This window comes from Pelomonas sp. Root405, from assembly GCF_001425165.1.
Classification (GTDB): Bacteria; Pseudomonadota; Gammaproteobacteria; order Burkholderiales; family Burkholderiaceae_C; genus Pelomonas.
In genome coordinates this window covers 144,405-170,942 of the sequence record NZ_LMDU01000013.1, presented here as the reverse complement: position 1 = coordinate 170,942, position 26,538 = coordinate 144,405, and the positions used below count along the sequence as shown (strand labels likewise).

21 protein-coding genes are annotated in these 26,538 nt (G+C 66.1%); 8 read left to right on the top strand and 13 right to left on the bottom strand.

Going from position 1 to position 26,538, the window contains the following annotated elements; translation table 11 throughout:
* Window positions 1-214: 214 nt before the first annotated feature.
* From ppsA to dnaB, 7 genes are all read left to right on the top strand, one after another.
* On the top strand, window positions 215-2,611 hold the full coding sequence (gene ppsA, locus ASC81_RS16745; protein WP_056269365.1) for a phosphoenolpyruvate synthase: 2,397 nt from the start codon (window positions 215-217) through the stop codon (window positions 2,609-2,611).
* A gap of 72 nt (window positions 2,612-2,683) precedes the next feature.
* A complete protein-coding gene (locus tag ASC81_RS16740) occupies window positions 2,684-4,750 on the top strand; it encodes a sodium:solute symporter family protein (RefSeq protein WP_235533685.1) in 2,067 nt (688 codons plus the stop codon).
* Between the two features lie 146 nt (window positions 4,751-4,896).
* Window positions 4,897-5,262 carry a 30S ribosomal protein S6 gene (rpsF, locus tag ASC81_RS16735; RefSeq protein WP_056269360.1) on the top strand — a complete coding sequence of 122 codons (366 nt, stop codon included), beginning with the start codon at window positions 4,897-4,899 and terminating at the stop codon, window positions 5,260-5,262.
* Window positions 5,263-5,313: 51 nt separating this feature from the next.
* Window positions 5,314-5,625 (top strand): primosomal replication protein N, encoded by a 312-nt coding sequence (gene priB / locus ASC81_RS16730; RefSeq protein ID WP_056269359.1) that lies wholly within the window; start codon window positions 5,314-5,316, stop codon window positions 5,623-5,625.
* A gap of 28 nt (window positions 5,626-5,653) precedes the next feature.
* Window positions 5,654-5,944: a 30S ribosomal protein S18 gene (gene rpsR, locus ASC81_RS16725; RefSeq protein ID WP_056269357.1), complete on the top strand. Its 291-nt coding sequence runs from the start codon at window positions 5,654-5,656 to the stop codon at window positions 5,942-5,944.
* A 12-nt stretch (window positions 5,945-5,956) separates the two neighbouring features.
* Entirely contained in the window at window positions 5,957-6,409 is a 453-nt protein-coding gene (gene rplI, locus ASC81_RS16720) for a 50S ribosomal protein L9 (RefSeq protein ID WP_056269355.1), read from the top strand.
* Window positions 6,410-6,555: 146 nt separating this feature from the next.
* Window positions 6,556-7,980, top strand: a complete 1,425-nt coding sequence (gene dnaB, locus ASC81_RS16715) for a replicative DNA helicase (protein WP_056269353.1) — start codon at window positions 6,556-6,558, stop codon at window positions 7,978-7,980.
* 30 nt (window positions 7,981-8,010) lie between these two features.
* Here the strand turns inward: dnaB and ASC81_RS16710 are convergent, their stop codons facing one another.
* The 3 genes from ASC81_RS16710 to ASC81_RS16700 form a co-directional block, all read right to left on the bottom strand.
* Entirely contained in the window at window positions 8,011-8,409 is a 399-nt protein-coding gene (locus tag ASC81_RS16710) for a response regulator (protein WP_162245912.1), read from the bottom strand.
* Between the two features lie 63 nt (window positions 8,410-8,472).
* The gene (locus ASC81_RS16705; RefSeq protein ID WP_056269349.1) at window positions 8,473-8,664 is read right to left on the bottom strand and encodes a hypothetical protein; all 192 of its coding nucleotides are present in this window, start codon (window positions 8,662-8,664) and stop codon (window positions 8,473-8,475) included.
* A gap of 34 nt (window positions 8,665-8,698) precedes the next feature.
* Window positions 8,699-9,046 (bottom strand): PRC-barrel domain-containing protein, encoded by a 348-nt coding sequence (locus ASC81_RS16700; RefSeq protein WP_056269348.1) that lies wholly within the window; start codon window positions 9,044-9,046, stop codon window positions 8,699-8,701.
* A 167-nt stretch (window positions 9,047-9,213) separates the two neighbouring features.
* Here ASC81_RS16700 and ASC81_RS16695 point away from each other — a divergent pair, with 167 nt between their 5' ends.
* The gene (locus tag ASC81_RS16695) at window positions 9,214-10,338 is read left to right on the top strand and encodes a PA0069 family radical SAM protein (protein ID WP_056269346.1); all 1,125 of its coding nucleotides are present in this window, start codon (window positions 9,214-9,216) and stop codon (window positions 10,336-10,338) included.
* Window positions 10,339-10,382: 44 nt separating this feature from the next.
* Here the strand turns inward: ASC81_RS16695 and ASC81_RS16690 are convergent, their stop codons facing one another.
* The 10 genes from ASC81_RS16690 to ASC81_RS16645 form a co-directional block, all read right to left on the bottom strand.
* Window positions 10,383-12,023 carry a response regulator gene (locus ASC81_RS16690; RefSeq protein WP_056269344.1) on the bottom strand — a complete coding sequence of 547 codons (1,641 nt, stop codon included), beginning with the start codon at window positions 12,021-12,023 and terminating at the stop codon, window positions 10,383-10,385.
* Between the two features lie 254 nt (window positions 12,024-12,277).
* The gene (gene dnaJ, locus ASC81_RS16685) at window positions 12,278-13,429 is read right to left on the bottom strand and encodes a molecular chaperone DnaJ (RefSeq protein ID WP_056269342.1); all 1,152 of its coding nucleotides are present in this window, start codon (window positions 13,427-13,429) and stop codon (window positions 12,278-12,280) included.
* 78 nt (window positions 13,430-13,507) lie between these two features.
* On the bottom strand, window positions 13,508-15,517 hold the full coding sequence (gene dnaK, locus ASC81_RS16680) for a molecular chaperone DnaK (protein WP_255354440.1): 2,010 nt from the start codon (window positions 15,515-15,517) through the stop codon (window positions 13,508-13,510).
* A gap of 36 nt (window positions 15,518-15,553) precedes the next feature.
* Window positions 15,554-16,087 carry a nucleotide exchange factor GrpE gene (gene grpE, locus ASC81_RS16675; protein WP_082536582.1) on the bottom strand — a complete coding sequence of 178 codons (534 nt, stop codon included), beginning with the start codon at window positions 16,085-16,087 and terminating at the stop codon, window positions 15,554-15,556.
* Between the two features lie 82 nt (window positions 16,088-16,169).
* Entirely contained in the window at window positions 16,170-16,583 is a 414-nt protein-coding gene (locus ASC81_RS16670; protein ID WP_200946895.1) for an RNA-binding S4 domain-containing protein, read from the bottom strand.
* 17 nt (window positions 16,584-16,600) lie between these two features.
* The gene (gene hemH, locus ASC81_RS16665) at window positions 16,601-17,698 is read right to left on the bottom strand and encodes a ferrochelatase (RefSeq protein ID WP_082536581.1); all 1,098 of its coding nucleotides are present in this window, start codon (window positions 17,696-17,698) and stop codon (window positions 16,601-16,603) included.
* A gap of 8 nt (window positions 17,699-17,706) precedes the next feature.
* A complete protein-coding gene (locus tag ASC81_RS16660) occupies window positions 17,707-18,675 on the bottom strand; it encodes an adenylate/guanylate cyclase domain-containing protein (protein WP_056269334.1) in 969 nt (322 codons plus the stop codon).
* Between the two features lie 61 nt (window positions 18,676-18,736).
* Window positions 18,737-20,980 carry an RNA polymerase sigma factor RpoD gene (rpoD, locus tag ASC81_RS16655; protein WP_056269333.1) on the bottom strand — a complete coding sequence of 748 codons (2,244 nt, stop codon included), beginning with the start codon at window positions 20,978-20,980 and terminating at the stop codon, window positions 18,737-18,739.
* Window positions 20,981-21,328: 348 nt separating this feature from the next.
* Complete coding sequence (gene dnaG, locus ASC81_RS16650; RefSeq protein WP_056269331.1) at window positions 21,329-23,209, bottom strand: DNA primase; 1,881 nt, start codon at window positions 23,207-23,209, stop codon at window positions 21,329-21,331.
* A 9-nt stretch (window positions 23,210-23,218) separates the two neighbouring features.
* A complete protein-coding gene (locus ASC81_RS16645) occupies window positions 23,219-26,383 on the bottom strand; it encodes a bifunctional diguanylate cyclase/phosphodiesterase (RefSeq protein ID WP_056269329.1) in 3,165 nt (1,054 codons plus the stop codon).
* Window positions 26,384-26,538 lie beyond the last annotated feature (155 nt).

Sequence of the window (26,538 nt, the reverse complement as noted above, 5' to 3'; positions counted from 1 at the left end):
CGGTCAGGGACTTATTGCACACCGCCGCGCCGTTACTGCATGAAACCCAACGCCTAGAATCGGCCGCAATTCCTCGCGATCAGCCCATGCGCTTCTCCTTCCTCCTAGAAGAATCCAGAAATGGACGGAGCAGCGCCTGCCTTGAGCTTTTCAGCTCGGTCCTGGGCCAGGACGACGCGACGACACCGGTTTTTCAACCTCCCGGAGTTTTCCCATGTCCACCCTGTTCGAGGCGACCGCCCTGGTCGTACCGTTTGAGAACCTGAGGATGACCGACGTCGAGTCTGTTGGCGGCAAGAACGCCAGCCTCGGCGAAATGATCTCGCAGCTCGCCGCAAGCGGCGTGCGCGTCCCCGGAGGGTTCGCCACCACGGCGCATGCCTTCCGGCAGTTCCTGAGACACGAGGGGCTGGACGCGCGCATCGCGGCGCGGCTGTCCACGCTGAACACCGACGACGTCCGTGCCCTGGCCGAGGCCGGTGCCGAGATCCGCGGCTGGATCGAGAAGCAACCCTTCCCGGCCGACTTGGAAGCTGCAGTGCGTTCCTCGTTTGACCAGCTGACGTCCGACAACCCCGGCGTGTCATTCGCGGTGCGGTCTTCCGCGACCGCCGAGGATCTGCCCGACGCATCTTTTGCCGGCCAACAGGAAACCTTCCTAAACGTCGTCGGCATCGACGACGTGCTGCACAAGATGCGTGAAGTGTTCGCCTCGCTCTATAACGACCGCGCCATCAGCTATCGCGTGCACAAGGGCTTTGCGCACGGCGATGTGGCGTTGTCCGCCGGCGTGCAGCGCATGGTGCGCAGCGACCTCGGTTCGGCCGGCGTCATGTTCACCATCGATACCGAAAGTGGCTTCCAGGACGTCGTCTTCATCACGTCCAGCTACGGCCTGGGCGAGACGGTGGTGCAGGGCGCCGTGAACCCGGACGAGTTCTATGTCCACAAGCCCGCGCTGAAGGCCGGCAAGCTGGCCATCATCCGCCGCAACCTGGGTTCCAAGCTGCTGCGCATGGAGTTCGCGACGCCCGAAGAAAAGGCGGCAAGCGGCAAGCTGGTGCGGACCGTCGACACGGTGCCCGAGCAGCGCAACCGCTACTCGCTGAATGACACCGAGGTGACCGAGCTGGCCCAGTACGCGCTGATCATCGAGCAGCACTACGGCCGTGCGATGGACATCGAATGGGGCCGCGATGGCGTGGACGGCAAGATCTACATCCTGCAGGCCCGCCCGGAGACGGTGAAGAGCCAGTCGGCCGGCCAGGTCGAGCTGGCCTACAAGCTCAAGGCTCACAGCGCCGTGCTGGCCGAAGGTCGTGCCATTGGCCAGAAGATCGGCACCGGGCCGGTTCGCCTGGTGGACAGCGTGGCCGAGATGGAGCGCGTGCAGCCCGGGGATGTACTCGTCACTGACATGACCGACCCGAACTGGGAGCCGGTCATGAAGCGCGCCAGCGCCATCGTCACCAACCGCGGTGGCCGCACCTGCCACGCGGCCATCATTGCGCGCGAACTGGGCATCCCGGCGGTGGTTGGCTGCGGCGACGCGACCGACAAGCTCAAGGACGGCCAGTTGGTCACAGTCGCCTGCTCGGAGGGCGACACCGGCTACATCTACGACGGCCTGCTGGAGACCGAGATCAGCGAGGTGCACCGCGGCGAGCTGCCGTACTGCCCCATCAAGATCATGATGAACGTCGGCAACCCGCAGCTGGCCTTCAACTTCGCGCAGATGCCCTCAGGAGGCGTGGGCCTGGCCCGGCTCGAGTTCATCATCAACAACAACATCGGCGTCCACCCCAAGGCCATCCTGGACTATCCGAACATCGATGCCGACCTGAAGAAGGCCGTCGAGTCCGTCGCCCGCGGTCACGCGTCGCCGCGTGCCTTCTACGTCGACAAGCTGGCCGAAGGCATCGCGACGATTGCCGCCGCGTTCTTCCCGCGCCCGGTCATCGTGCGCTTGTCGGACTTCAAGTCCAACGAGTACCGCAAGCTCATCGGCGGCAGCCGTTACGAGCCGGACGAAGAGAACCCCATGCTGGGCTTCCGCGGTGCGTCGCGCTACATCAGCGGCGAGTTCCAGGACGCGTTCGCGATGGAGTGCGAGGCGCTCAAGCGCGTGCGCAAGGACATGGGGCTCACGAACATTGAGATCATGGTGCCCTTCGTCCGTACGGTGAAGCAGGCCTCGCGCGTGGTCGAGATGCTGGCCGAGCGCGGCCTCAAGCGCGGCACGGACGGCCTGCGCATCATCATGATGTGCGAGGTGCCCAGCAACGCCATCCTGGCCGAGCAGTTCCTGGAGCATTTCGACGGCATGTCCATCGGCTCCAACGACCTGACACAGCTCACGTTAGGCCTGGACCGCGACTCCGGCCTGGAGCAACTGGCCGGCGACTTCGACGAGCGTGACCCGGCGGTGAAAGCCATGATCTCGCGCGCCATCCGCGCCTGCCGAGCGACCGGCAAGTACATCGGCATTTGTGGGCAGGGGCCAAGCGATCATCCGGACTTCGCCGACTGGCTGGCGGAGGAGGGCATCGTGTCGATCTCGCTGAACCCCGACACGGTCATCGAGACCTGGCAGCGCCTGGCGGCCAAGTAATCAGGCTTCGTTCCTGATCAGCCCGGGTTCTCCGCAAGGGGACCCGGGCTTTTTATTGCCATGATCGCGGCCATGTTTTCAGGCCCCGCTCGCCAACTCCATCGCCGCTACGCCCTCTTTGCGTTGAGCTTCATCGCCCTCGTCATCGGCCTGGGCCTGGCCGAGCAGCGCGGCCTGCCGAAAGCCTGGATTGGCTACACCTTCCTCGGCGCAACGGTGCTCGTCTACGCCGTCATCGGCATCCTGTGCCGCACGACCGACCCGGCGGAGTACTTCGTCGCCGGGCGCCGCGTGCCGCCGCTCTACAACGGCATGGCCGCGGGTGCCGACTGGATGAGCGCCGCGACCTTCATCGGCCTGACCGGCACCCTCTACGCCAGCGGCTATGCCGGCCTGGCTTACGTGCTGGGCTGGACCGGGGGCTTCGTGCTGGTCGCCCTGTGCATCGCGCCCTATCTGCGCCGCTTCGGCCAGTTCACGCTGGCCGATTTCCTGGCGGAGCGCTTCGACAGCCGCACGCTGCGCTTGGTCGGCGCCGCAGCGGCCATCCTGGTGTCGTTCGTCTATCTGGTCGCCCAGATCTATGGCGTCGGGCTCATCACCACACGGCTGACCGGCCTGGGTTTCGAGGTTGGCGTCTTCGTCGGCCTGGGCGGCGTGCTGGTCTGCTCCTTCCTCGGCGGCATGCGTGCCGTCACCTGGACGCAGGTGGCGCAGTACCTGATCATGATCCTGGCCTATTTGGTGCCGGTCATCTGGCTCAGCGTCAAGCAGACGGGCTGGCCGCTGCCCCAACTGGTCTACGGCCAGCAACTGCACCAGCTCGCCGAGCGCGAGAGCGAGCTGATCCGCGACCCGGCCGAGCTGCAGGTGCGTGCCATCCATCAGCAGCGCGCCGAAGCAGCCGTGATGCGTCTGGCCGACGTGCCCAAGGCACTGGCCGAGGAACAGGCGAAGGCGGCGGCCAGCGTCGCCGCATTGAAGGCCGCGGATGCGCCGCTGGCGCAGATCCAGGCCGCCGAAAAGCAGCGGGCGGCCCTGCCCCGCACGCCGGCTGAGGCCGAGGAGCGTTGGCGGCGTGATCAGGCCAGCGAGATCCGCCTGGCCCAGCCGCTGTCCGGCCTCGTGCCGCACACGCAACCGTTTGCAGGCAACCCCGACGGCACGCCGGCCGAGCGCGAACAGGCCAGCGAGGCGCGTCGCAACTTCATCGCGTTGGCCCTGTGCCTGATGGTGGGCACGGCCGGCCTACCGCACCTGCTGACGCGCTACTACACGACCCCTTCGGTCTCGGCAGCGCGCGAGTCGGTGGCTTGGTCGCTGGTCTTCATTTGCCTGCTCTACCTGACCGCGCCGGCCCTCGCCGTCATGGTCAAGACCGAAGTCTTCAATGGCCTCGTCGGCACGAGCTTTGACCAACTGCCCGCCTGGATACGCCAGTGGCAGCGCGTTGACCCGACCCTGCTGTCGGCCGTCGACCTGAACGGCGATGGTCGGCTCCAACTGGGCGAACTGCGCCTGCACCCGGATCTCGTCATGCTGGTCATGCCTGAGCTGGGCGGCCTGCCATATGTGATCTCGGGCATGGTTGCGGCTGGCGGGCTGGCAGCGGCGCTGTCCACGGCAGATGGCCTTCTGCTGGCCATTTCCAGCGCGCTGTCGCATGACCTCTACTACAAGGCCATCAATCCCGAGGCCTCGCGCACCCGGCGGGTCACATTGTCCAAGGCGCTGCTGCTGGCTGCGGCGCTGGCGGCGGCGGCGGTGGCCTCCAGCCGCCCGGCGGACATCCTGGCCGTGGTCACGGCCGCCTTCTCCATCGCGGGCTCGACTTTCTTCCCTGCGCTGGTCGCAGGCGTGTTCTGGCGCCGGGCGAACCGGGCCGGTGCGCTGGCCGGCATGCTCACGGGTCTGGGCGTCTGCGTCATCTATCTCGTCGTGGCTCACCCGGGGCTCAGGGCGCTGGTTGGCCTGCCCGGCCCGGTGACGCTGTTCTGGGGAATTCAGCCGGCGTCGGCCGGCCTGTTCGGCGTACCGGCCGGAGCCCTGGCCTTGGTGCTGGTAAGCCTGATCACCGCGCCGCCCGCTGCTCGGCAGCGCGAATTTGTCGACGCGCTGCGCAGCCCACAGCGGCCCTGAGGACAGAGCCCGGTTGGTGGATCGGCCATCTCCGGCTAGAATCGCTGGTTCCCCCTTGCCGAGTCACGAGTAGACGCTGTGATTCGGCTTCCACAGCCCGGCAGTTCATTTCGACAGCGCTGGGCTGGAATCCACAAGGAGTATTCATGCGTCACTATGAAATCGTTCTGCTGATCCATCCGGATCAAAGCGAACAGGTTCCGGCCATGCTGGAGCGCTACAAGGGCCTGATCACCGCTGGTGGCGGTGTCGTGCACCGGGTCGAGGACTGGGGCCGTCGTCAGATGGCGTACCTGATCCAGAAGCTCGCCAAGGCCCACTACCTGTGCCTGAACATCGAGTGCAGCAAGGAAGTCCTCGCTGAACTCGAGACCGGCTTCCGCTTCAACGATGCCGTGCTGCGCCACCTCACCGTGGTTCAGGACAAGGCCATCTCGACCCCCTCGGTCATGATGAAGGCCGTCGAGCGCGAAGAAGCCCGCAAGGCGCCGCAACAGCAAGAAGCGGCCTGAGCCCACGCTCATCGCTAAAGAACCAGGTTTTTCGAGCAGCTTGCCTCTAGCGTGAACCAGCTTCACCTGCAGGCACAGATCCAGCAACTCGGACAAGTTCGCTACACACCCGCCGGGCTGATGGCCCTGGACGCAAGCCTGAAGGCCGAGTCCGAAGTCATCGAAGCCGGCAAGCCGCGCAAGGTCTCCCTGGAGATCAAGGCGGTCGCGGTGGGCGAGTTGGCCAAGCAGTTGCAGGCGCTGGGAGTCGGTGGCATCGCGGTGTTCCGCGGTTTCCTGACCCACCAGCGCAATGGCCGGGGCTTCATCGCCCACGTCACCGTGATCGAACCGGCTGCTCCACAAGAACCCGGAAATCATTGAATCCGGATAGATTTAACAGAGGTCCTCTATGCCCCCGCCACGTGGTAAAGGTCGCTTCTCCAAAGACAAGAAGCCCAAGCGCAACCAACAATCGTTGCTGTTCCGTCGCAAGCGTTTCTGCCGCTTCACCGTCGCCGGTGTCGAGCAGATCGACTACAAGGACATCGACACGCTGCGCGATTTCGTGTCTGAGAACGGCAAGATCACGCCCGCTCGCCTGACCGGCACGCGCGCTTTCTTCCAGCGTCAGCTGACGGTTGCCATCAAGCGTGCGCGCTTCCTGGCCTTCCTGCCGTACAGCGACCAGCACAAGGTCTAAGGAGCTGACGACATGCAAGTGATCCTGCTCGAAAAAGTGGCCAACCTTGGCAACCTCGGCGATGTCGTCAAGGTCAAGGACGGTTATGCCCGCAACTTCCTGATCCCAACCAAGCAGGCGCGCCGCGCCACCGAAGTCGCGATCAAGGAATTCGAAGCCAAGCGCGCCGAACTCGAAAAGGCTGCCGCCGCCAAGCTGGCCGAAGCCCAGAAGCTGGGCGAAGCGCTCGCCGGCAAGACCGTTCGCATCGCCCAGAAGGCCGGTGTGGACGGCCGCCTGTTCGGTTCCGTGACGAACGCCGACATCGCCGACGCGCTGACCAAGATGGGCTCGCCCATCGCCAAGTCGCAAGTGCGCCTGCCCAACGGCCCGCTGAAGACCGTCGGTGAGTTCCCGGTGAGCGTCGCTGCCCACACGGACGTGGTCGTCGAGATCAGCGTTCAGGTGGTTGCAGAAGCCGAGTAAAAGCGGCTTGCGCTGCGGCCTGGAAGGCCGCAACATCCAAAGAAGGCCGATGCCCCACGGGGTTTCGGCCTTCTGTCTTTCTGGACCAGGTTTTCCCGCCCGGTCCACCGCTTACTCCCAGTCCGTTCACAGCTTTATCCACAGGCATGTCCGCGATCTTTCCTGCTTCATCTTCCACCGCCCCCTATGACGATGAAGTCGCGCGTCTGCGTGTGCCGCCGCACTCGGTGGAGGCCGAGCAGAGCGTGCTTGGCGGCCTGCTGATCGACAACTCGGCCTGGGACAAGGCCGCCGACCTGCTGACCGACAGCGACTTCTATCGCTTCGAGCACAAGCATGTTTACGCGGCCGTCGGCAAGCTCATCAACGCGGGCAAGCCGGCTGACGTGGTCACCGTCTTTGACGAACTGACTTCCGTGGGCCGCGCCGAGGAATGCGGCGGGCTGGCCTACTTGAATGCGCTGGCGCAGAGCGTTCCCAGCGCCGCCAATCTGCGCCGTTATGCCGAGATCGTCCGAGAGCGGGCCATCCTGCGCAAGCTCGTGGCCACCAGCGACGAGATCGCCACCGCTGCGATGAATCCGCAGGGTCGCGCCGTCACGCAGATCCTCGACGAGGCCGAGGGCAAGATCTTCCGCATCGGCGAGGAGGGTTCGCGCAGCCGCCAGGGGTTCCAGAGCATGGATAACCTCGTCGTGGCGCTGATCGATCGCGTCAACGAGCTGGCCGAGAGCGGCGCCCAGGACGTGACCGGCGTGCGCACCGGCTTCTACGATCTTGATAGGCAGACCGCCGGCCTGCAGGGCGGCGACCTCATCGTGCTGGCGGCGCGCCCGTCGATGGGCAAGACAGCGTTCGCGGTCAACATCGCCGAGAACGTGGCCATCAATGAAGGCCTGCCAGTCGTCATCTACTCGATGGAAATGGGCGCTGCCCAGCTGGCCCTGCGCATGGTGGGCTCCATCGGCCGCATCGACCAAAGCCATCTGCGCACCGGTCAGCTCAAGGACGACGAGTGGGGGCGTCTATCGGAAGCCGTCGACAAGCTCGGCAAGGCCAGCATCTTCATCGACGAGAGCCCCGGCCTCTCGCCCAGCGAGGTGCGCGCCCGCGCGCGTCGGCAGGCGCGCATCTGCGGCCAGCTCGGCCTCATCGTCATCGACTACCTGCAGCTAATGAGTGGCAACGGTGGCGGCAGCGAGGAAAACCGTGCGACCGTGCTCGGCGAGATCTCGCGCGGCCTGAAGGCGCTGGCCAAGGAGCTGAAGTGCCCCGTCATCGCGCTGTCGCAGCTGAACCGCTCGGTCGAGCAGCGGCCGGACAAGCGGCCCATGATGTCCGATCTGCGCGAGTCCGGCGCCATCGAGCAGGACGCGGACATCATCATGTTCATCTACCGTGACGAGTACTACACCAAGGACGAGTGCAAGGAGCCTGGGGTGGCAGAGATCATCATCGCGAAACAGCGGAATGGCCCGGTGGGCACGGTGAAGCTGATGTTCCAGCGCATGCACACAAAGTTCGAGAACCTCGCGCCCGGCTATGTCGGCGTGGAGCGGGACGAGTACTGAGCCAGTCGCGGGATCAAGCGCCAGGGCGACTCAACTGCTGCGCCGCTGTTGGGACAGCAACTCGTCAAGCTGCATGAAGTTGATGGGCTTCATCAGATGGTGATCAAAAGCGTTCAGCTCAACGCTCTTCAACGCGCCGGTGACCGCGACAACGACGATCTGATGGCCGAAGCGCTGCCGCAATTCGGCGGCCAAGGCGTGCCCGTCGACCTGAGGCATGAAGACGTCGATCAGCGCGAAGTGAGGGGAGAGGGTCTCCGCCACCTTGAGTGCGTCCCGGGCACAGGTGGCATAGCGCACCTGCCGGCCCTCCAGCTGCAGGCTGAACGCCAGTGACTCTGCCGAGTCCGGGTCGTCGTCGACAACCAGGACCCTGAGCTTTTGCGGGTCGGCGGTCTCATCCAACGGGGAAGGGGCATGCTGGCTCATGGATGAGACTGTCGGCCCAAGCATTGCGGCCTGGCCTGGGGACAATCACCTAGCGGCTCGCCGCTAGCCGCTGGCGAACCCGACAAAGGGGACAGCGGCGAACTGAGTCGCCGGCTGCAAGGTGGTCGGCTTCGGCAGGCGGTCAGGTGCCGGTATCGGATTCGGCGGCGGCACTTCCTTGCGACACGCCGTAAGAACCGCCAGCGTGATGACGATGCCCGACGTCACCTGCAACAGGCGTTGCTGCGGCTTCATCGTCTGCTCCGTTCAGTTGAATGACCGGCGGGCCTCAAATGCCCCAGGGTGCGCCGTAGTGGTCATAGACACCGCGACCGTATTCGTCAGAGTAATCCGGCCGTTCGTCCTTGGCGTATCGGGGGCCGCTCTTAAGCTGTTCCATGTCAAGGTTGACGACATAACCGTCTTTCTCAGTGTCATAGGTCAGCATGCTCCAGGGCAGCGCAAACCTGTCGGTCCCCATGCCGAGAAAGCCGCCGAACTCGAGCGCCGCGTAGCGCACATGGCCCGTGCGTTTGTCGATGACCAGATCGTCGATGGCTCCGAGCTTCTCGCCCGCGAGGTTGTAGACATCAGTGCCTTCGACACGGGAAGAAGAGATGGTGGTGTGCAAGCTCATGGAAGCCTCCGCAGTGATGGCTCCACTTTCGGCGACGCCGTTTGATCAAGCGGTCAGCGCTTGGCACGTCCTGTCGTAGGCGGTGGCCGACGACCTGAAGGCCGGTGTGATACAGCTTGGCGCAAAAGCCGTTCAGCGGCCGGTCAAATACTGTATATATTTACAGCATGTCGACCTCGCCCACTCGTATCGCCGCGGCACAACCCGCACTCGTGCCGCTTGAATCCATCAAGGGCCGCGGCACCGCAACTGCCATGCCGCATCGGTTCGAGCAGAGGGAGCGTGAGCAGTTCGACGACGGCTGGGGGGCGCTGGACCAGGACGCCGCGCAAGAGCATCTTCCGCCCGAGACGCAGGTCATCGAAGAGCACGCCAAGAGCATCGTCACGCGCAACCAGTCCCCAGACATCAACTTCGACTACTCGATCAACCCGTATCGCGGCTGCGAGCACGGCTGCATCTACTGTTTCGCGCGGCCCACGCACAGTTATCTGAACCTGTCGCCTGGGCTGGACTTCGAGACGCGCATCGTCGCGAAGGCCAATGCGGCCGAGCGCCTGCGCGAGACGCTGGCGAGTGCCCGGTATGAACCGCGTTCGCTGGTGCTGGGTACGGCGACCGATGCTTACCAGCCCGTCGAGCGCAAGCTCGGCATCACGCGCCGCATCGTCGAGGTGCTGGCGGAATGCGCCCATCCCTTCTCGGTCGTCACCAAGTCCGCTGGCATCGAGCGCGAGCTCGATTTGATTGCGCCGATGGCGGCCCAGGGCCTGGTGTCTGTCTATCTGTCGGTGACGACACTGGACAACGAACTGGCGCGCATCCTTGAGCCACGTGCGGCGGCGCCGGCGCGGCGGCTGCGCACGATCAAGGCGTTGGCCGAAGCCGGCGTGCCGGTGGGTGTGAGTGTCTCGCCCATCATTCCCTTCATCAACGAACCCGAACTGGAGCGCATCCTGGAAGCCGCCGCAGCGGCCGGCGCCAGCAGCGCCTTTAGCATTCCCGTGCGCCTGCCCTGGGAGGTGAACCCGCTGTTCCAGGACTGGTTGCAACGCCACTTCCCCGACCGCGCCGAGCGCGTGATGGCGCGCATCCGCGACATGCGGGGCGGCAAGGACAACGACGCGCGTTTCGGCACGCGCTTCACGGGCGAGGGCGTCTGGGCCGAGCTGCTGCAGGCGCGGTTCCAGCGCGCGGTCAACAAGCTCGGCTTGCGCAACAAGCGGCGGCCGGTGGAACTGGGCCTGTTCCGCAGGCCGCCCAAGGCGACCACACAAGGCAGCCTCTTTTAGTGGCTGGCCGCGTTAAGCCGGGGGATGGGTTTGAGAGCTGCCGCTCAGCCGGCGACAGCGGCTTCGGGCGCGCGCAGCGCCACGCCGCCGGCAGCGCGTGGCTTGCCGGGACTGCTGCCCATGGGCTTCACATATCGGCTGTGCAAGGCGTCGATCTGATCGGCCAGCGTCTCGGCGCTGTCGATCTTGTCGGCATGGCGCTTCAGCACCAGGCCAGCCATGTCGATGAGCTTGGCATTGCGCGTGACCTCCCCCTGCTGGATCAACAGCTCGACGGCGACCTTGGCGCTGCCGCGCAGCGAATGCCGCATTGCCGTCTCGGCGACGTTGAAGATCTGTTGGTGACAGTCGCGAAACTGGTCCGCCGAGGCTAGATGAGTTTCCGACATCGCCACGAGGATCTCGGTGCTCGCCTTGGTGGCGCAATGGCGCACACCCAAGCTGCGCAGGATGGGCATCATTTCTTCGAGCTCGACCTCTTGGCTGCAAAGCCGTAGCCACAGCGCCGTCAGCAGCGAGGCGGCCTCAAGGTCGAAATTGCCGCTGTCCGCGTGCTGGGTGAATTCGCGCGCAACGACCAGGGCCTGACCGACGCGGCGCTCCAGCAAAAAGGCCAAGCCGCGGAAGACGAGGTCGAAGCGCTGCAGGCGGATGGAGCCCGGCGCGCGTTCCATCGCAGCGGTCAGTGAGTCGTGGGCGTACTTGAAGCCCTTGGTGTCCTTGGCGTCGAAGCGCATCAACCCGATCAACACCAGGCTGAGCATGTCGAAAAGCTTGGAGCGCAGGCCCTGCGACATGGCGCGTTCAAGCATCTTCAGCGCCTCCGCGCGCTGGCCGGCGTAGAAGCCGAGCGACCCGCAGCGCTGCAGACGCAGCAGGCAGCCGGGGGTGAGCGTCGCGGCGGTCTGGTAGGTCTTGAGCGCCTGCGCGAGGTCGCCCTGTTCCATCTGCACATGGCCCATCAGGTCATGCGAGTCGGCGTAGTCGGGCAGGTCTCCGGTCAGGTTCTCCAGCGTGCGGCGGGCCGCCTGCAGGTTGCCGGTGGCGACTTCGGTGCGTGCCACACCAAGACGTGCCCACGGCACTGTCTTGGCCGCGATGATGGCCTCGTACAGGACCCTGGCGTCGGCGAAGCGCTTCAGGCGCAGCAGCAACTCTGCACCGATGCGGGCGGCGTAAAGCCAGTACTTGTCCTTGGCCTCAAAACGGGCAAGGCAGAGATTGGCTGCAGTCTCGAAATCCTGGTTCTCGATGGCCTCGAAGATCTCTTTCAGGATGCGCTTGCGCTGCCGCGCGCTGGCCAGCCGCTCGGCCAGGTTGGCGCTGGTGTAGGGCTTGATCAGGTAGGCGTCCAGCGCGGCCTCGGCGGCCTCGGCGACCTTGGCGTAGGTCGCTTCGCTGGTCACCATGACGAAGACGGTCGAGTAGGGCAGCAGGCCTTCGCGGCGCAGCTCGTCCAGCAGGTCCTGGCCCGAGGTGTCGCTGGCGTCGAAGTGGTAGTCGCACAGCACGATGTCGAAGGTCTGGTGCTCCAGCATCACGCGGGCATCTTTGACGCGCGGCGTCTGCCGCACCGTGCCGACGCCGAGGTCGCGCAACTGGGCGGACATCAGGCTGCGTGAATTGGCATTGCCGTCGATGATCAGCGCCGATGCCGCCTGGATGGTGTTGTCCATCAGGAACATGCCGACTCCTTCCGCGGCGCGAAGCCGTGGACTGTGAGCGCAAGGGACGGCGAATGGATCACTTATGAGTCATCGGTGTGACAGTCGGCGAACTTTAGGGTTGATGTGCGCGCGCGGGTGAGCTGGTAAATACCGCAATACGACAAGCGGCGTGACTTACGACGCAGGCCGGGCTGGCGCGGATCGGCGGAGAACCGGCGCAAAAAAGCCGCGAGACCCGGTCGGGTGTCGCGGCTCGGCGGGTAAGCCAGGGCTTACTTGAACAGGTCCTTGACCCGATCGGTCCAACTCTTGGCGTTGGGCGAGTGACGCTCGCCGCCGTCCTTGAGGCTCTTGTCGAGCTCCTTGAGCAGCTTCTTCTGATGCTCGGTCAGCTTGACCGGCGTCTCCACGGCGATGTGGCAGTAGAGGTCGCCGGGATAGCTGGAACGCACGCCCTTGATGCCCTTGCCGCGCAGGCGGAAAGTCTTGCCGTGCTGGGTGCCTTCCGGGAGCTCAATCTCGGCCTTGCCCCCCAGCGTCGGCACCTCGATGCCGCCGCCAAGTGCCGCCGTGATCATTGACACCGGCATCGTGCAGTGCAGGTCGTCGCCATCGCGCTCGAAGATGTCGTGCTGCTTGATGCGGATCTCGATGTAGAGATCACCGCTCGGGCCACCGTTCACGCCAGGCTCGCCATTGCCCGCGGAGCGGATGCGCATGCCCTCGTTGATGCCGGCCGGAATCTTCACTTCCAGCGTCTTGGTCTTCTTGACCTTGCCCTGGCCGCTGCAGGCCGTGCAGGGGTCGGGAATGATCTTGCCGCTGCCATGGCAATGTGGGCACGTCTGCTGGATGCTGAAGAAGCCCTGGCGCATGTGCACCGTGCCCGAGCCCCCACATGACCCGCAGGTCTTGGCGCTGGTTCCCGGCTTGGCGCCGGTGCCGCCGCAGGTCTCGCAGCCTTCCCAGCTCGGGATGCGGATCTGCGTCTCCTTGCCCCGAGCGGCCTCTTCCAGCGTGATCTCCATCGCGTAGCTGAGGTCGCTGCCCCGGTAGACCTGCTGGCCGCCCGCGCCGCGGCGCTGGCCGCCCTGGCCGCCGAAGATGTCGCCGAAGATGTCGCCGAAAGCCTCGGCAAAGCCGCCGAAGCCTTCCGCACCGGGGCCGCCGCGCCCGCCGCCCATGTTGGGGTCGACACCGGCATGGCCGTACTGGTCGTAGGCCGCGCGCTTTTGCGCATCGGACAGCATCTCGTAGGCCTCCTTGGCCTCCTTGAAGCTTTCCTCAGCCTTCTTCGCCCCGTCGCCCTGGTTGCGGTCGGGGTGGTGCTTCATGGCCAGCTTGCGGTAGGCCTTCTTGATGTCCTCGTCGCTCGCGTTCTTGGCGACGCCGAGGATTTCGTAGTAATCGCGCTTGGAAGCCATGTTTGCCGCTTCTCGTTTCAAGGGAAAAAGCCCGAGGGCGCTGAATGAGCGCTCCCGGGCTGTGAAGTCATCGAAGGATTACTTGCTGTCCTTGACTTCCTTGAACTCCGCATCCACGACGTTGTCGTCGGCGGGGCGCTTCGCTTCGGCTTGCGCCGACGCCTGGGGCTGCTCAGCCGCACCGCCCGCACCGGCCGCAGCCGCTGCAGCCGCCTGGGCGCCTTGCTGGTCGGCATAGACCTTCTCGCCCAGCTTTTGGCTGGCCGTCATCAGCGCCTCGGTCTTGGCTTCGATGTCGGCCTGGTCGTCGCCCTTGATGGCTTCTTCGAGCGCCTTGGCAGCGGCCTCGATGGCATCCTTCTCGGCGGCTTCGAGTTTGTCGCCATGCTCGGCAAGCGACTTGCGCACGCTGTGCACCATGCCGTCGGCCTGGTTGCGGGCCTGCACCAGCTCGACCTTCTTCTTGTCCTCGGCCGCGTTGGCTTCGGCGTCCTTCACCATCTTCTCGATCTCGGCTTCGGAGAGGCCCGAGTTCGCCTTGATGGTGATCTTGTTCTCCTTGCCGGTGCCCTTGTCCTTGGCGCCGACGTGCAGGATGCCGTTGGCGTCGATGTCGAAGCTGACCTCGATCTGCGGCGTGCCACGCGGTGCCGGGGGGATGCCTTCAAGGTTGAACTCGCCCAGCGACTTGTTGGCCTGGGCCAGCTCGCGCTCGCCCTGGTAGACCTTGATCGTCACGGCCGGCTGGTTGTCGTCGGCGGTTGAGAAGGTCTGGCTGAACTTGGTGGGGATGGTCGTGTTCTTCTTGATCATCTTCGTCATCACGCCGCCCAGGGTCTCGATGCCCAGGCTCAGCGGGGTGACGTCCAGCAGCAGCACGTCCTTGCGCTCGCCGCCCAGGACCTGGCCCTGGATGGCGGCACCGACGGCCACGGCCTCGTCGGGGTTGACGTCACGGCGCGGTTCCTTGCCGAAGAACTCCTTGACCTTGTCCTGCACCTTGGGCATGCGGGTCATGCCGCCGACCAGGATCACGTCGTCGATGTCGCTCAACGCGACGCCAGCGTCCTTCACCGCCACGCGGCAGGGGGCGATGGTGCGCTCGATCAGCTCGTCCACCAGCGACTCCAGCTTGGCGCGGGTCAGCTTGACGTTCAGGTGCTTCGGGCCGGTCGCGTCAGCCGTGATGTAGGGCAGGTTGACGTCCGTCTGCGACGAGTTGGACAGCTCGATCTTGGCCTTCTCGGCGGCTTCCTTCAGGCGCTGCAGGGCCAGCACGTCCTTGGTCAGGTCGACGCCCTGGTCCTTCTTGAACTCGGCAATGATGTAGTCGATGATGCGCTGGTCGAAGTCCTCGCCGCCCAGGAAGGTGTCGCCGTTGGTCGACAGCACTTCGAACTGCATCTCGCCGTCCACGTCGGCGATCTCGATGATGGAGACGTCGAACGTGCCGCCGCCCAGGTCATACACGGCGATCTTGCGGTCGCCCTTGCCGTGCTTGTCCAGGCCGAAGGCGAGGGCCGCGGCAGTGGGCTCGTTGATGATGCGCTTGACGTCCAGGCCCGCGATGCGCCCGGCGTCCTTGGTGGCCTGGCGCTGGGCGTCGTTGAAGTAGGCCGGCACCGTGATGACGGCCTCGGTCACTTCCTCGCCGAGGTAGTCCTCGGCGGTCTTCTTCATCTTGCGCAGGATCTCGGCCGAGACCTGCTGCGGCGCCAGCTTCTTGCCGCGCACTTCCACCCAGGCATCGCCGTTGTCGGCCGCGGTGATGGCATAGGGCATCAGGTCGATGTCCTTCTGCACTTCCTTCTCGGTGAACTTGCGGCCGATCAGGCGCTTGACCGCGTAGATCGTGTTCTTCGGGTTGGTGACCGACTGGCGCTTGGCAGAGGCGCCGACGAGGATCTCGCCGTCTTCCTGGTAGGCGATGATGGACGGCGTGGTGCGCGCGCCTTCGGCGTTCTCGATCACGCGGGTGGTGTTGCCTTCCATGACCGACACGCACGAATTCGTGGTACCCAGGTCAATGCCGATGATCTTTCCCATTTGGAACTCCTGAAGATTTGTTGATGTGTTCGAGTTGTGGATAAGTCGCGCCGTTTCAAGAGAACGGCGGCTAGTGCATTACTTCGGCGCGGCCACCGTCACGAGAGCCGGCCGCAGTACGCGGTCGGCGATCAGGAAGCCCTTTTGCAGCACCGTGACGACCGTATTGGCGTCCTGCTGAGGCGCCGGCACTACCGAGATGGCCTGGTGCTGGTGGGGGTCGAACTTGGCGCCCTGGCCGGGGTTGATCTCGACGACTTTGTTGCGTTCCAGCGCGCTGGACAATTGGCGGCGGGTGGCGTGCACGCCTTCGAGCACGGTGTCGACCGTGGCGCTGGGCGTGGCGATGGCCGCCTCCATGCTGTCCATCACGGGCAGCATGGCTTCGGCAAAGCTTTCGATGGCGAACTTGCGCGCCTTGGCAACGTCTTCATCGCCACGGCGGCGGGCGTTTTCAGCCTCGGCCTTGGCGCGCAGATAGGCGTCGCTCATCTCCGCCAATCGCTGCTTCAGGCCTTCGAGCTCAGCGGTCAGGGTTTCGGGGTTCAGGTCAGCGGCCGTGGGCTCGGTGGCGCCGGCCGCGTCTTCGGGCAGGGAATGTTCGGTCGTCATGGCATGAATGGGCAGGATCGCGTCGACGTTGGGCGCGATGTCCCGGTTTCAAGAGGGGAGATTCAAAAAGGAATGATCCGGGTCAACCCGGATCGCCAGGGTCTTCCACGTCGTCCAGGGAGGCCGACCAGCGGTCCCAGTCGGCCAGGCGCCGCCTATCCTGCTTGGTCGGCCGGCCCTGCTCGATGCTGGCGGCGGGCTCCGGCGCCAGCCGGCGCGCCTCGGCGGCGGCCTCACGCGCCGTGATGCTCGCTGCCGTCTCCGCATATAGCGTTTGCGCCTGGGGCGCCGGGCCGCGCTGGTTGGACAGACCCTTGACCTCCACCTCGCGGGCAAGCGTGCCGATGCGGATGGTGAGCAGGTCGCCGACCTTGACGTCCCGCGCCGGCTTGACCGGCTGGCCGCCCACGCGCACACGGCCGAGATTGATCTCGTCGACTGCCAGGGCACGGGTCTTGTAGAAGCGCGCTGCCCAGAGCCATTTGTCCAGCCGCATGCTGGTCGGCGCCTCGGTCACAGTTGCGCTCCGGCAGCCTCGGCTCGCTGGCGTTGCAGGGTCAAGGCGTCCGCGTGCAGCACCTCGGTCGGCCAGCCTTGCAGATGGCGTTCGGCCAAGCCGGCGAGCGCGCGCATGCCGGCCTGGTGGTCGTTCAAGCAAGGGATGTAGGCGAAGCGATGGCCGCCGGCAGCCAGGAAAGCGGCGCGGGCTTCCTGGTCAATCTCCTCCAGGGTTTCGAGGCAGTCGGCCGAAAACCCGGGGCAGATGAGGTCGACCGACTTGAGACCGCCCTGGGCCAGCTTGATCAACGTGGGCTCGGTATAGGGCTGCAGCCACTTGGCCTTGCCGAAGCGGCTCTGGAAGGTCACCAACCATTCGCCGTCCTTCAGCGCCAGCGCTTGGGCGAGCAGGCGACCGGTCTTCAGGCATTCGCAGTGATAGGGGTCGCCCAGGTGCAGCGTGCGCTCGGGCATGCCGTGGAAGCTCATGACCAGCTTGTCGGCGCGGCCGTCGCGCTGCCAGTGGTCTCGCACGCTCTGCGCCAACGCCGCGATGTAGGCGGGGTCGTCGTGGTAGCGGTTGATGAAGCGCAGCTCGGGCAGATGCCGGGTCTTGAGCGCCCAGCGCGCCACGTCGTCGATGACGCTGGCCGTCGTTGCGCCCGAATATTGCGGGTAGGCCGGCAGCACCAACACGCGCCGCACACCTTCGCGCTTGAGCGCGTCCAGCGTCTGGCCAATGGCGGGCTGGCCATAGCGCATGGCGTAGGCGACGCGCACGCGCAGGCCACGCTCACCCAGCAGGCCTTGCAGCAGCTTGGCCTGCTTCTCGGTCCAGACCTTCAGTGGCGAGCCTTCCGGCGTCCATACCGTCGCGTACTTGGCCGCCGACTTGGCCGGCCGCAGGCGCAGGATGATGCCGTGCAGGATGGCCAGCCAGATCAGCCGGGGGATCTCGACGACGCGGGGGTCGGCAAGGAACTGGGCCAGGTAGCGCCGCAGCGCTGGCGCCGTCGGCGCGTCGGGCGTGCCGAGGTTGCAGAAGAGCACGGCCATGTCGGGGCCAGCAGGAGGGGCGCCGTGGCGATGCGGCGGTTCGGGAAGGAAGGGCATGAGAAAGGTCAGCGTCTCGAGCGCGGGCCGCCGAAGGGCTGGGGCTCCGTGTCGGCGAAGTGCAGTACTTCGAAGCGCACGATGGGCGACTGGTCGTCGGTGGGAAGGCCGCCCAGGCCGATGATGCCGCTGCCATGCAGCGTGCAACTGCCGCGCTTGAGACTCAGCATTTCGCCGGAGACGCCGAAGCGCACATAGGTGCCGTTGTAAGAAAGGTCGGTCAGTTCGAAGCTGCTGCCCTGCCAGTCGATGCGTGCGTGCGAACGGGACACGCGTGCGTCGGTGATGCAATAGGTGGCCTGCACGCTGCGCCCGAGCACGATGGGCATGGCGCCGATGTCGAAGACACGGTCCAGGTCTTGCCAGACCAGGCGCATGCCGTCAGGTTCGACCGAGCGCATGGGCTCGCCGAACTGCGTGGCGGTGGCGTCAGCGCTGACTAGCGGCGCGGCATCCAGGCGGTAGACGTGCACCGGCTCGACACGACCGCGCACAGAGATCCGGTCCAGGCTGCGGAAGCGGCCCTTGGAGGCGTGATGCAGGCCGCCCAGCACCTCGGCCGTGACGAGGATCTCGCCATCGCCGGCATGGTCGATGAGACGAGCGGCGACATTGACCGCGTCGCCGAAGCAGTCGCCGTTGAGCTCGACGACCTCGCCGCGTGCCAGCGCCACCTGCAGGCGCATTGCGAGAAGTGCCGGGTTGTTCTGGCGGCGGGCGCGCTGCACCGTGCGCTCCAGCAGCTCCTGCATGCGCTGTGCCGCGCGCACGCCGTCGCGCGGCGTGTCGAAGGCCGCCATCAGGCCGTCACCCAGCGTCTTGATGAGCTGGCCGCCACTTTCCAGCACGGCTTCGCTGATTTGGTTGATGGTCTGCGTGACCATGCCGCTTGCCTCAGCATTACCCAGGGATTCGTACAGCCCGGTGCTGCCGCGCAAGTCGGCAAAGAGGACGGTGCGCTCTCGGATCGCGGTCATGGGGTCAGTTTATCGGCGTAAGAAAGGCCGGACATGCCGGCCTTTGTTGCGAATACAGCGATCAGAGGTTGTCGAGGTAGGTCCGCAATTTGTCGGACCGGCTCGGGTGCTTGAGCTTGCGGATCGCCTTGGCCTCGATCTGGCGGATGCGCTCGCGAGTCACGTCGAACTGCTTGCCGACTTCTTCCAGCGTGTGGTCGCTCTGCATCTCGATGCCGAAGCGCATGCGCAGCACCTTGGCCTCGCGCGGCGTCAGCGAGTCGAGGATGTCCTTCACCACGTCGCGCAGGCCGGCCTGCATCGCTGCCTCAATGGGCGCCGTGTTGTTGGTGTCCTCGATGAAGTCGCCCAGGTGGCTGTCGTCGTCGTCGCCGATCGGCGTCTCCATGGAGATCGGCTCCTTGGCGATCTTCATGATCTTGCGGATCTTGTCTTCCGGGATCTCCATCTTCTCGGCCAGCGTCGGCGCGTCCGGCTCGAAGCCGAACTCCTGCAAGTGCTGGCGCGAGATGCGGTTCATCTTGTTGATCGTCTCGATCATGTGAACCGGGATACGGATGGTGCGGGCCTGGTCGGCAATGCTCCTCGTGATGGCCTGGCGGATCCACCACGTTGCATACGTCGAGAACTTGTAGCCGCGGCGGTATTCGAACTTGTCCACCGCCTTCATCAGGCCGATGTTGCCTTCCTGGATCAGGTCCAGGAACTGCAGGCCGCGGTTGGTGTACTTCTTGGCGATCGAGATCACGAGGCGCAGGTTGGCCTCGATCATTTCCTTCTTCGCATCACGAGAGGCCTTCTCGCCCTCGTTCATCTTCTTGTTGATGTCCTTCAGGTCGTCCAGCGGCACGACAGCCTTGGCCTGGATGTCCGTCAACTTCTGCTGCAGTTCCTGCACGGGCGGCAGGTTTCGGGCCAGGATGACGCTGTACGGCTTGCCGGCGGCAACTTCCTTCTCGGCCCACTTCAGGTTCAGCGCGTTGGGCGGGAAGGTCTTGATGAAGTGCTCTTGCGGCATGCCGCACTTGTCCACCACGATCTTGCGCAGTTCACGCTCGTAGCGGCGCACGTCGTCGACCTGGCTGCGCAGGATGTCGCACAGCTTTTCGATCGTCTTGACCGTGAAGCGGATGGTCATCAGTTCGGCGCTGATGGCCTGCTGGGCTTTGTTGTACGGGACCGACTTGTAGCCGTCCTTCTCGAAGGCCTTGCGCATCTTGTCGAAGGCGGCGGACATGGTGTCCAGCTTCACCAGTGCGGCGTTCTTCAACTCTTCGAGCTTCTTGGTGAGCGCCTTGGAGCCGCCGTTGCCGTCGTCGTCGTCTTCCTCGTCGAACTCGTCGAAGTCTTCTTCAGCAACATAGTCGTCGGCCTCGTCGGCGGCGACAAAACCGTCCACCACCTCAGAGATCTGCATCTCGCCGGCGCGAATCTTGGTCGCGAACTCCAGGATGTGGGCGATGGTCGTCGGCGAGGCCGAAATCGCCAGCATCATGGCCTGCAGGCCGCCCTCGATGCGCTTGGCGATTTCGATTTCGCCTTCACGCGTCAGCAGCTCGACCGTGCCCATCTCGCGCATGTACATCCGCACCGGGTCGGTCGTGCGGCCGAACTCGGAGTCCACCGTCGACAGCGCGGCTTCAGCGGCTTCTTCGGCTTCTTCCTCGGTCGAGGTGGCCGTCGTGTTGCCCTGGATCAGCAGCGTGGCGGCGTCAGGCGCCTGCTCGTAGACCGCGATGCCCATGTCGTTGAGCATGGAGATGATGGCCTCGAGAATTTCCTCGCTGACCAGCTTCTCGGGCAGGTGGTCGTTGATTTCCTGGTGCGTCAGGAAACCACGCGTCTTGCCCATCTTGATGAGGGTCTTCAGCTCGGAGCGGCGCTTGACGGCTTCTTCTTCCGTCAGCGCGGTCTCTTCCAGGCCAAACTCGCGCATCAGCGCGCGCTCCTTGGCGCGGCTGACCTTCATGCGCAGCGGCTTGGCCTTGGGCGTGTCTTCCGCGACAACCGCCGTCGTCTCTTCAGCTTCAGGCTCGCCTTCAAGCTCGGCGTCGACGTCGGACAGGTCCACGTCTTCATCGACTTCCTTCTTGCTGCCGGCCTTCTTGGTCTCGGTCTCCGCCTTGGGCTTGCGGCCGCGCTTGGGCTTGTCGTCCTCGCCCGCCGCTGCCTTTGCAGCCGGTTTGGCGGCAGCCTTGGCAGCGGTCTTGGCCGGCGCGTCGGCAGCCGCCTTCACGGCAGTCTTCTTCTTGAGCTCGTCGGCGGGGGCGGGGCTGGCCTTGGGCGCGGTCTTCTTGGCGGTCATGCAGGTCCTTCGGGGGTTTGCGCGGTCAATCAGAAATGCAGCAGCCACCGCGGCCAACCCAGGCTCGGACTCAAAACCGGCGGGGCATGGGGGCGGTGGCTTTCGTCACCGGGTATCACTCCAACATCGAGCGAGGGACCCTGGCGTGGCGCGAACAAGCTGGCGTGATCGTTTGGTATGCAGAGCTGGCGGATATTTTGGCCATCAAAACTCTTAGCGAGTTGCCCAGTGTCGCTGGGTGGCCGGGTCCGGCATTTCTCTGCCGTCACTCTTGTTGACGCGCGCGGAAAACGCGAGATTATGGGTCAAGCGCGGCTGAATTGCAAAACTGTGACAGGTAAACCCTGATCAGGCCGCCTGCGGACCGCCTTTGAACTCATCCGCTCGGGCGCGCAACTCCCGATAGCGCTGGCGGTCCGCCTCACTGAGTGCGGGCTGCGCCAGCAGATTGGCGATTTCGGTGTCGATCTGGTCGCGCCGCAGCTTGGCCAGGGCCGCAGTCAACTCCTTGGCGGGGTGGGCGTCGCCGCCCAGTTCGTGCACCGGGTGCAGAACCTGGGCGGCGCGGGCGACCAGGCCGGATTCAATCAGCCCCGCCTCGATGGCCGCCCAGGGTGCGGCACCATGATGGGTCAGCTGACGCTCCAGCCATTGGATGAGTTCCCCGTACAGGCCGGGCAGGTCGTGCAACAGGGCCCGGTCTTCATCGGCGAGCGTCTCCCAAAGCTCGCTGTGCTGCAGGAGCAGCCGGGTGGCGTGGTCAACGGCGGTCGCCGGCGCGGTCCGCGGACCTGCCGGGCGGGGTTCCGCATCACGGTCGCGGCGCGATTTCCAGTCGCCTTTTGGCTTCCATTCAGCCTTGGGCTGCCAACGCGGCTTTTCGGCCCGAGTCGCCGGCTCAGCTGGGGATGGGGGCGGTGCTGCCGCGCCCAACCACAGCGCCTGCAATTCGGCCTCGGGCATCTGCCCCTGGCGTGCGAGTTCGCCCAGCAGTTGCCGCCGCAACAGGCTGTCCGGCAGCAGGCTCCACAGCGGCCTGGCCTGGGCCAGCATGCGGGCGCGGCCTTCGGGCGTGCCGAGGTCGCAGCCGTCGGCCGCCACGGTGATGAGCTGGCGCGACAGCGGCACGGCCCCTTCGATGCAGCGCTCGAAGGCCTCCGCACCCAGCTCGCGCACATAGGAGTCGGGGTCGTGCTCGGTCGGCAGGAAGAGAAACTTGACCGTGCGCGTCTCGGTCGCATGGGGCAGGGCGGCCTCCAGCGCGCGCACCGCGGCGCGGCGGCCGGCGGCGTCGCCGTCGAAGCTGAAGACGACGGACTCGGTGTGGCGGAAGAGCTTGTGCACATGCTCCGCCGTGCAGGCCGTGCCCAGCGTCGCGACCGCGTTGGCGATGCCGTGTTGCGCCAGGGCGACCACGTCCATATAGCCCTCGACGACCAAGGCGTGGCCGCGCTGACGCATCGCCTGGCGGCCTTCGAACAGGCCGTATAGCTCCCGACCCTTGCTGAACACCGGCGTTTCGGGCGAGTTCAGATACTTGGGCTCGCCCTTGTCCAGCACCCGCCCGCCGAAGCCGATCACCTCGCCCTGCACATTGCGGATCGGGAACATGATCCGGTCCCGGAAGCGGTCGTACCGTTTCGCGTCCTCACCGGGCTCGACCTCCGGGCTGATAACCAATCCGGATTCGACGAGCTGCGGGTCGTCGTAGGACGGGAAACCGCTGGCCAGGGAGCGCCAGCCCTCGGGTGAATAGCCCAGACCGAAGCGGGCAGCGATCTGGCCGGTCAAGCCGCGGCCTTTCAGGTAGCTGACCGCACGCGGCGCCTTGCGCAACTGCGCCTTGTAGAAGTCTGCCGCGCGGGCCAGCACGTCGGTCAGGCTCTGCTGCCTGGCCTTGTCGGCCTTGGCCCGTTCGCGTTGCTCGGGACTGCGTTCGTCTTGCGGCACCTGCATGCCGACCTGCTGCGCGAGATCTTCGACCGCCTCGACGAACGTGGCCGCGGTGTGTTCCATCAGGAAGCCGATGGCGTTGCCATGCGCGCCGCAGCCGAAGCAGTGGTAGGTCTGACGGCTCGGGCTGACGATGAAGCTGGGTGACTTTTCGCCGTGGAAAGGGCAGAGGCCCTTGTGGTTGATGCCGGCCTTTTTCAGCTCGACATGCCGCCCCACCACCTCGACGACGTCGACGCGGGCAAGCAAATCCTGGATGAAGCCGGGCGGTATCACCCCGGCAGTTTACGGATTGACCTGCGAGGGGATCTTCAAATGACCCACCCAGTCGCTGCGGGCAAAGGATTCCATCCATCCGCCAAGGGCCGTCGGGTGCATGGCCGCCGCGATGCCGTTGCCTTGCCCGAGGCGGCAGCCCAGGCGCAGCAGCTCGCGGGCGTGGGCACGGCTTTCAACACCCTTGGCGAGCACGCCGCATCCGATGTTGCGGGCCAGGCCGATGACGCTCTCGACCAGCGACAAGTCCTGCGCATCGCCCAGCATGCCTTGCACATAGCTGCGGTCGAGCTTCAAGGTGTCGACGGACAGGCGTTTCAGCGAGGCCAGCCGCGAGTAGCCGGCACCGAAGTCGTCCAGCGCAATGCCGATCCCCAGGCCCAGGCAGCGCTGGATCAGGGCCTGCGTTGCAGCGGTTTCGGTTAGGGCGTCGGCCTCCAGCACATCCAGGTGCAGCAGCGCGGCCGCTTCCGGCGGCTGGCGCTGGATGAGTTCCTGCAGGCGCTGCGGAAAGTCGTGGCGGCTGAGTTGGCGGGCGCCGACATTGACGCTGACTTGCAGCCCCTTGCCGCCGTTGACACCGGCGCGCGCCCAGGCTGCCGTCTGCGCCAGCGCCTGCTCGATCACCCAGTCGCCAATCTGGACTGCCAGGCCCGTGGTCTCGATCAGCGGCAGGAAATGCGCCGGGGCCAGCAGGCCGCGATCTGGATGCTGCCAACGCAGCAAGGCCTCGACACCCATGACTTGACCCGTGCGCAGGTCGATTTGCGGTTGGTAATGCAGCAGCAGCTCATTGCTGTCGAGCGCGCGCTGCAGACGGGCCAGCGCGATCAGGCCGGCTTCGTCCCGCTGGTCCAGCGTCGGGTCGTGGAACTGGATGCGACCGCGCCCGGCGTGCTTGGCGCGATAGAGGGCGTGTCCGGCGTGGCGCAGCAGCGTTTCGGGGTCGGCGTCGTCATGCGGGTAAAGGGTGGCGCCCATGCTGGCACCAATCTCCAACGCCATGCCGTTGCCAACCCGGCTCTCGCGCACGGCGACCGGCGTTGACAGCACGGCCAGCAGGCGCTCGGCGCCGCGCTGGGCCTCCTCGGGAGACTGCACGCGCATCAGCACGGCAAACTCGTCGCCGTGCAGGCGCGCGAGTTGGTCGGCCGTGTCCGGCGCTGCCCCACGCGACCCGCGCAGCGTCGCCTGCAGCCGGCCGCTGAGCTGCAGCAGCACCGCGTCGGCGACGAGCTGGCCGTGCTCGGCATTGACGGGACCGAAGTCGTCAAGGTCGATGACGCCGACGACCAGCTTGAACCCATCGCGGTTGGCCGCCACCAGGGCCAGCTGCAGCAAGCGCATGAACTCGTCGCGGTTGGGCAGGCCGGTGGCGAGGTCATAGCGCAGGCGCCGGCGCAGCAGGTCTTGCTGGCGCAGGCTTTCGCCCAGGTCGATCAGGCTGAGCACCCGCCAGCGCGCGCTGACGCCGTCGGGCTCGGGCACGGGGCTGAGCTTGGCGGCGAAGACATGGCTGCCACCATCGTCCAGCTCGGCCTGCAGCTGGCCGCTCCAGCTTCGGCCGGCGCCCAGCTCAGCCTGGAGGGCGCTGAGCCCATGGCCGCTGCGCTGCAGGTTGGCCGCACTCAGCGGCGTGGCCAGCCGGCCGACAAGGGCCTCGCGCGGCGCATGCAGGATGTCGCAATAGGCCGGGTTGACCTCGACGATGCGCCACTGCATGTCGACGATGGCCAGGCCCTCGCTGGCCTGCTGGAACAGCGTGGCGGACATGCGCTCGCGTTCCTCGGCGGTGTGGCGCCAGCTGACATCGGCCAAGGTCGCGATCAGCCCGCGCGCGCGTCCCTGGCGGTCACGCAGCGGTATGTGGGCCTGGAGCTCGTGCCAGCGCCAGTCACCACCGTCAGCCGCCAGGCGCAACGACAGACCAAGGTGATTGCGGTGCCGGTCTGCAAGCAGCTCGCGCAGCGCACGGCGCACGGGCTCGCGGTCGCGGGGATGCGCCAGGTGCAGCCAGTCCAGCGGCGCGCTGCCGCTCGTGCTGCCATCGACGGGCGTCGTTAGCGCCAGCCAGCGCGCCGATGCGTGGCGCCGGCCCTCGGGCAGCCGCCATTCGGCCAAAGCCAGGCCCTGGGCGTCGAGTGCGCTGCGCCAGCCGTCGCGGTCGCGCAGTTGCTGCTGGCTGAGCGCGACGATGAACAGCGGCCCGAAGGCCAGCGCCGCACCGATCGCATAGGCCGTCGGCGTGGGCGGCGCGCACACGGCCCACAGAACCAGCAAACCGATGCCGAGGCTGGCATTGGCCCGCGGTGACGCCTGCAGCGCGTGCAGGCAGAGCAGCAGATGCGGCAGCAACAGCAGTGCGTTGACGTCGGGCAGCCAGGTCAGCCCCGCCTGCGCGGCGACAGCGGCCACGGCGAGGCCACGGGCCAACCACCGATTACCGCGGCGTGGTCTTTGGGAGCTGGCCTGGAGCGCGGTGCCAGCGCTCACCAGGCCGAGCGCGCAGGCTGCCGCAAGCTCCAGCGCACCTGTAACGGCCCCGGGCAGCGACACGCCAGCGGCCAGCAGCGCACCGAGCGTCAGCAGGCCGCTCAGCAACGGCGCCCCGACACCGGCGAGCAATCCGAACAGGCCGACCTCGCGCCAGCCGGTCAGCCGCCCGGTGAGCCCAAGACGACGCAGCAACGTGCGGTTGAGCACCGTCGCCAGCAGCGGCAATGCCAGCACGGCAAGCACCGGTGCGGAGGTCAGCAAGTCCAGCGCTGCGGCCGAGTCGGGGGTCGGCGTCAAGAAGAGCGGGAGGCTGGCGCCAAGCAGCCAACCGGCCATGAATAGCGGCAGCGCCCAGGCGCTGAGTCGCCACAGCAGCAGCAGGCTCAGGGCGGCCAGCAGCAGCGGGATCAGCAAATCCTGCGCCGGCACCGCGCCCGCCGGTTGCGGCAGGCGCAATATCGGCGGCAGCATGTCAGTGGCCAGAGCCCAGGCGCCGATCAGGCCGCCCCCCAGGCCGGACAATGCCGCCAGCCCGACGCGCCGCAGCGAGCGCCAGCCGCGGGGGGCATGGATACGGCGGGGGCCCGGCGGCAACGTCGTGGAAGGCGGCGCCTGGACGCTCAGATCCGCGCCCTGCTCGTAGGCGCCGGAATCAGGCGTGCCGGAATGCAAAACCATGGATCAGGCCGATACCTGCGTCGACCTCAGCACGGCTTGGCGCGCGCGGGCAGGGTGGAAAGGGCGGAGCGACATGGGCGGAATCTCGTCTTTGCAATGAAGCAACGCACCCCGCAGAAACCCGCGGGCTTTGGCTTCGAACAATGTGACGAAAG

What these genes read in the sequence shown, in the direction of transcription:
- rpoD (WP_056269333.1), bottom strand. Translation starts at nt 20,980, where the DNA reads ATGACCGCCAAGAAGACCGCGCCCAAGGCCAGCCCCGCCCCCGCCGAC.
- ASC81_RS16740 (WP_235533685.1), top strand. Translation starts at nt 2,684, where the DNA reads ATGTTTTCAGGCCCCGCTCGCCAACTCCATCGCCGCTACGCCCTCTTT.
- ppsA (WP_056269365.1), top strand. Translation starts at nt 215, where the DNA reads ATGTCCACCCTGTTCGAGGCGACCGCCCTGGTCGTACCGTTTGAGAAC.
- ASC81_RS16670 (WP_200946895.1), bottom strand. Translation starts at nt 16,583, where the DNA reads ATGCGGCTGGACAAATGGCTCTGGGCAGCGCGCTTCTACAAGACCCGT.
- dnaB (WP_056269353.1), top strand. Translation starts at nt 6,556, where the DNA reads ATGTCCGCGATCTTTCCTGCTTCATCTTCCACCGCCCCCTATGACGAT.
- ASC81_RS16690 (WP_056269344.1), bottom strand. Translation starts at nt 12,023, where the DNA reads ATGTTCCTGATGGACAACACCATCCAGGCGGCATCGGCGCTGATCATC.
- rplI (WP_056269355.1), top strand. Translation starts at nt 5,957, where the DNA reads ATGCAAGTGATCCTGCTCGAAAAAGTGGCCAACCTTGGCAACCTCGGC.
- ASC81_RS16710 (WP_162245912.1), bottom strand. Translation starts at nt 8,409, where the DNA reads ATGAGCCAGCATGCCCCTTCCCCGTTGGATGAGACCGCCGACCCGCAA.
- ASC81_RS16660 (WP_056269334.1), bottom strand. Translation starts at nt 18,675, where the DNA reads ATGACCGCGATCCGAGAGCGCACCGTCCTCTTTGCCGACTTGCGCGGC.
- hemH (WP_082536581.1), bottom strand. Translation starts at nt 17,698, where the DNA reads ATGCCCTTCCTTCCCGAACCGCCGCATCGCCACGGCGCCCCTCCTGCT.
- ASC81_RS16700 (WP_056269348.1), bottom strand. Translation starts at nt 9,046, where the DNA reads ATGAGCTTGCACACCACCATCTCTTCTTCCCGTGTCGAAGGCACTGAT.
- ASC81_RS16705 (WP_056269349.1), bottom strand. Translation starts at nt 8,664, where the DNA reads ATGAAGCCGCAGCAACGCCTGTTGCAGGTGACGTCGGGCATCGTCATC.
- grpE (WP_082536582.1), bottom strand. Translation starts at nt 16,087, where the DNA reads ATGACGACCGAACATTCCCTGCCCGAAGACGCGGCCGGCGCCACCGAG.
- ASC81_RS16645 (WP_056269329.1), bottom strand. Translation starts at nt 26,383, where the DNA reads ATGGTTTTGCATTCCGGCACGCCTGATTCCGGCGCCTACGAGCAGGGC.
- rpsR (WP_056269357.1), top strand. Translation starts at nt 5,654, where the DNA reads ATGCCCCCGCCACGTGGTAAAGGTCGCTTCTCCAAAGACAAGAAGCCC.
- ASC81_RS16695 (WP_056269346.1), top strand. Translation starts at nt 9,214, where the DNA reads ATGTCGACCTCGCCCACTCGTATCGCCGCGGCACAACCCGCACTCGTG.
- rpsF (WP_056269360.1), top strand. Translation starts at nt 4,897, where the DNA reads ATGCGTCACTATGAAATCGTTCTGCTGATCCATCCGGATCAAAGCGAA.
- dnaJ (WP_056269342.1), bottom strand. Translation starts at nt 13,429, where the DNA reads ATGGCTTCCAAGCGCGATTACTACGAAATCCTCGGCGTCGCCAAGAAC.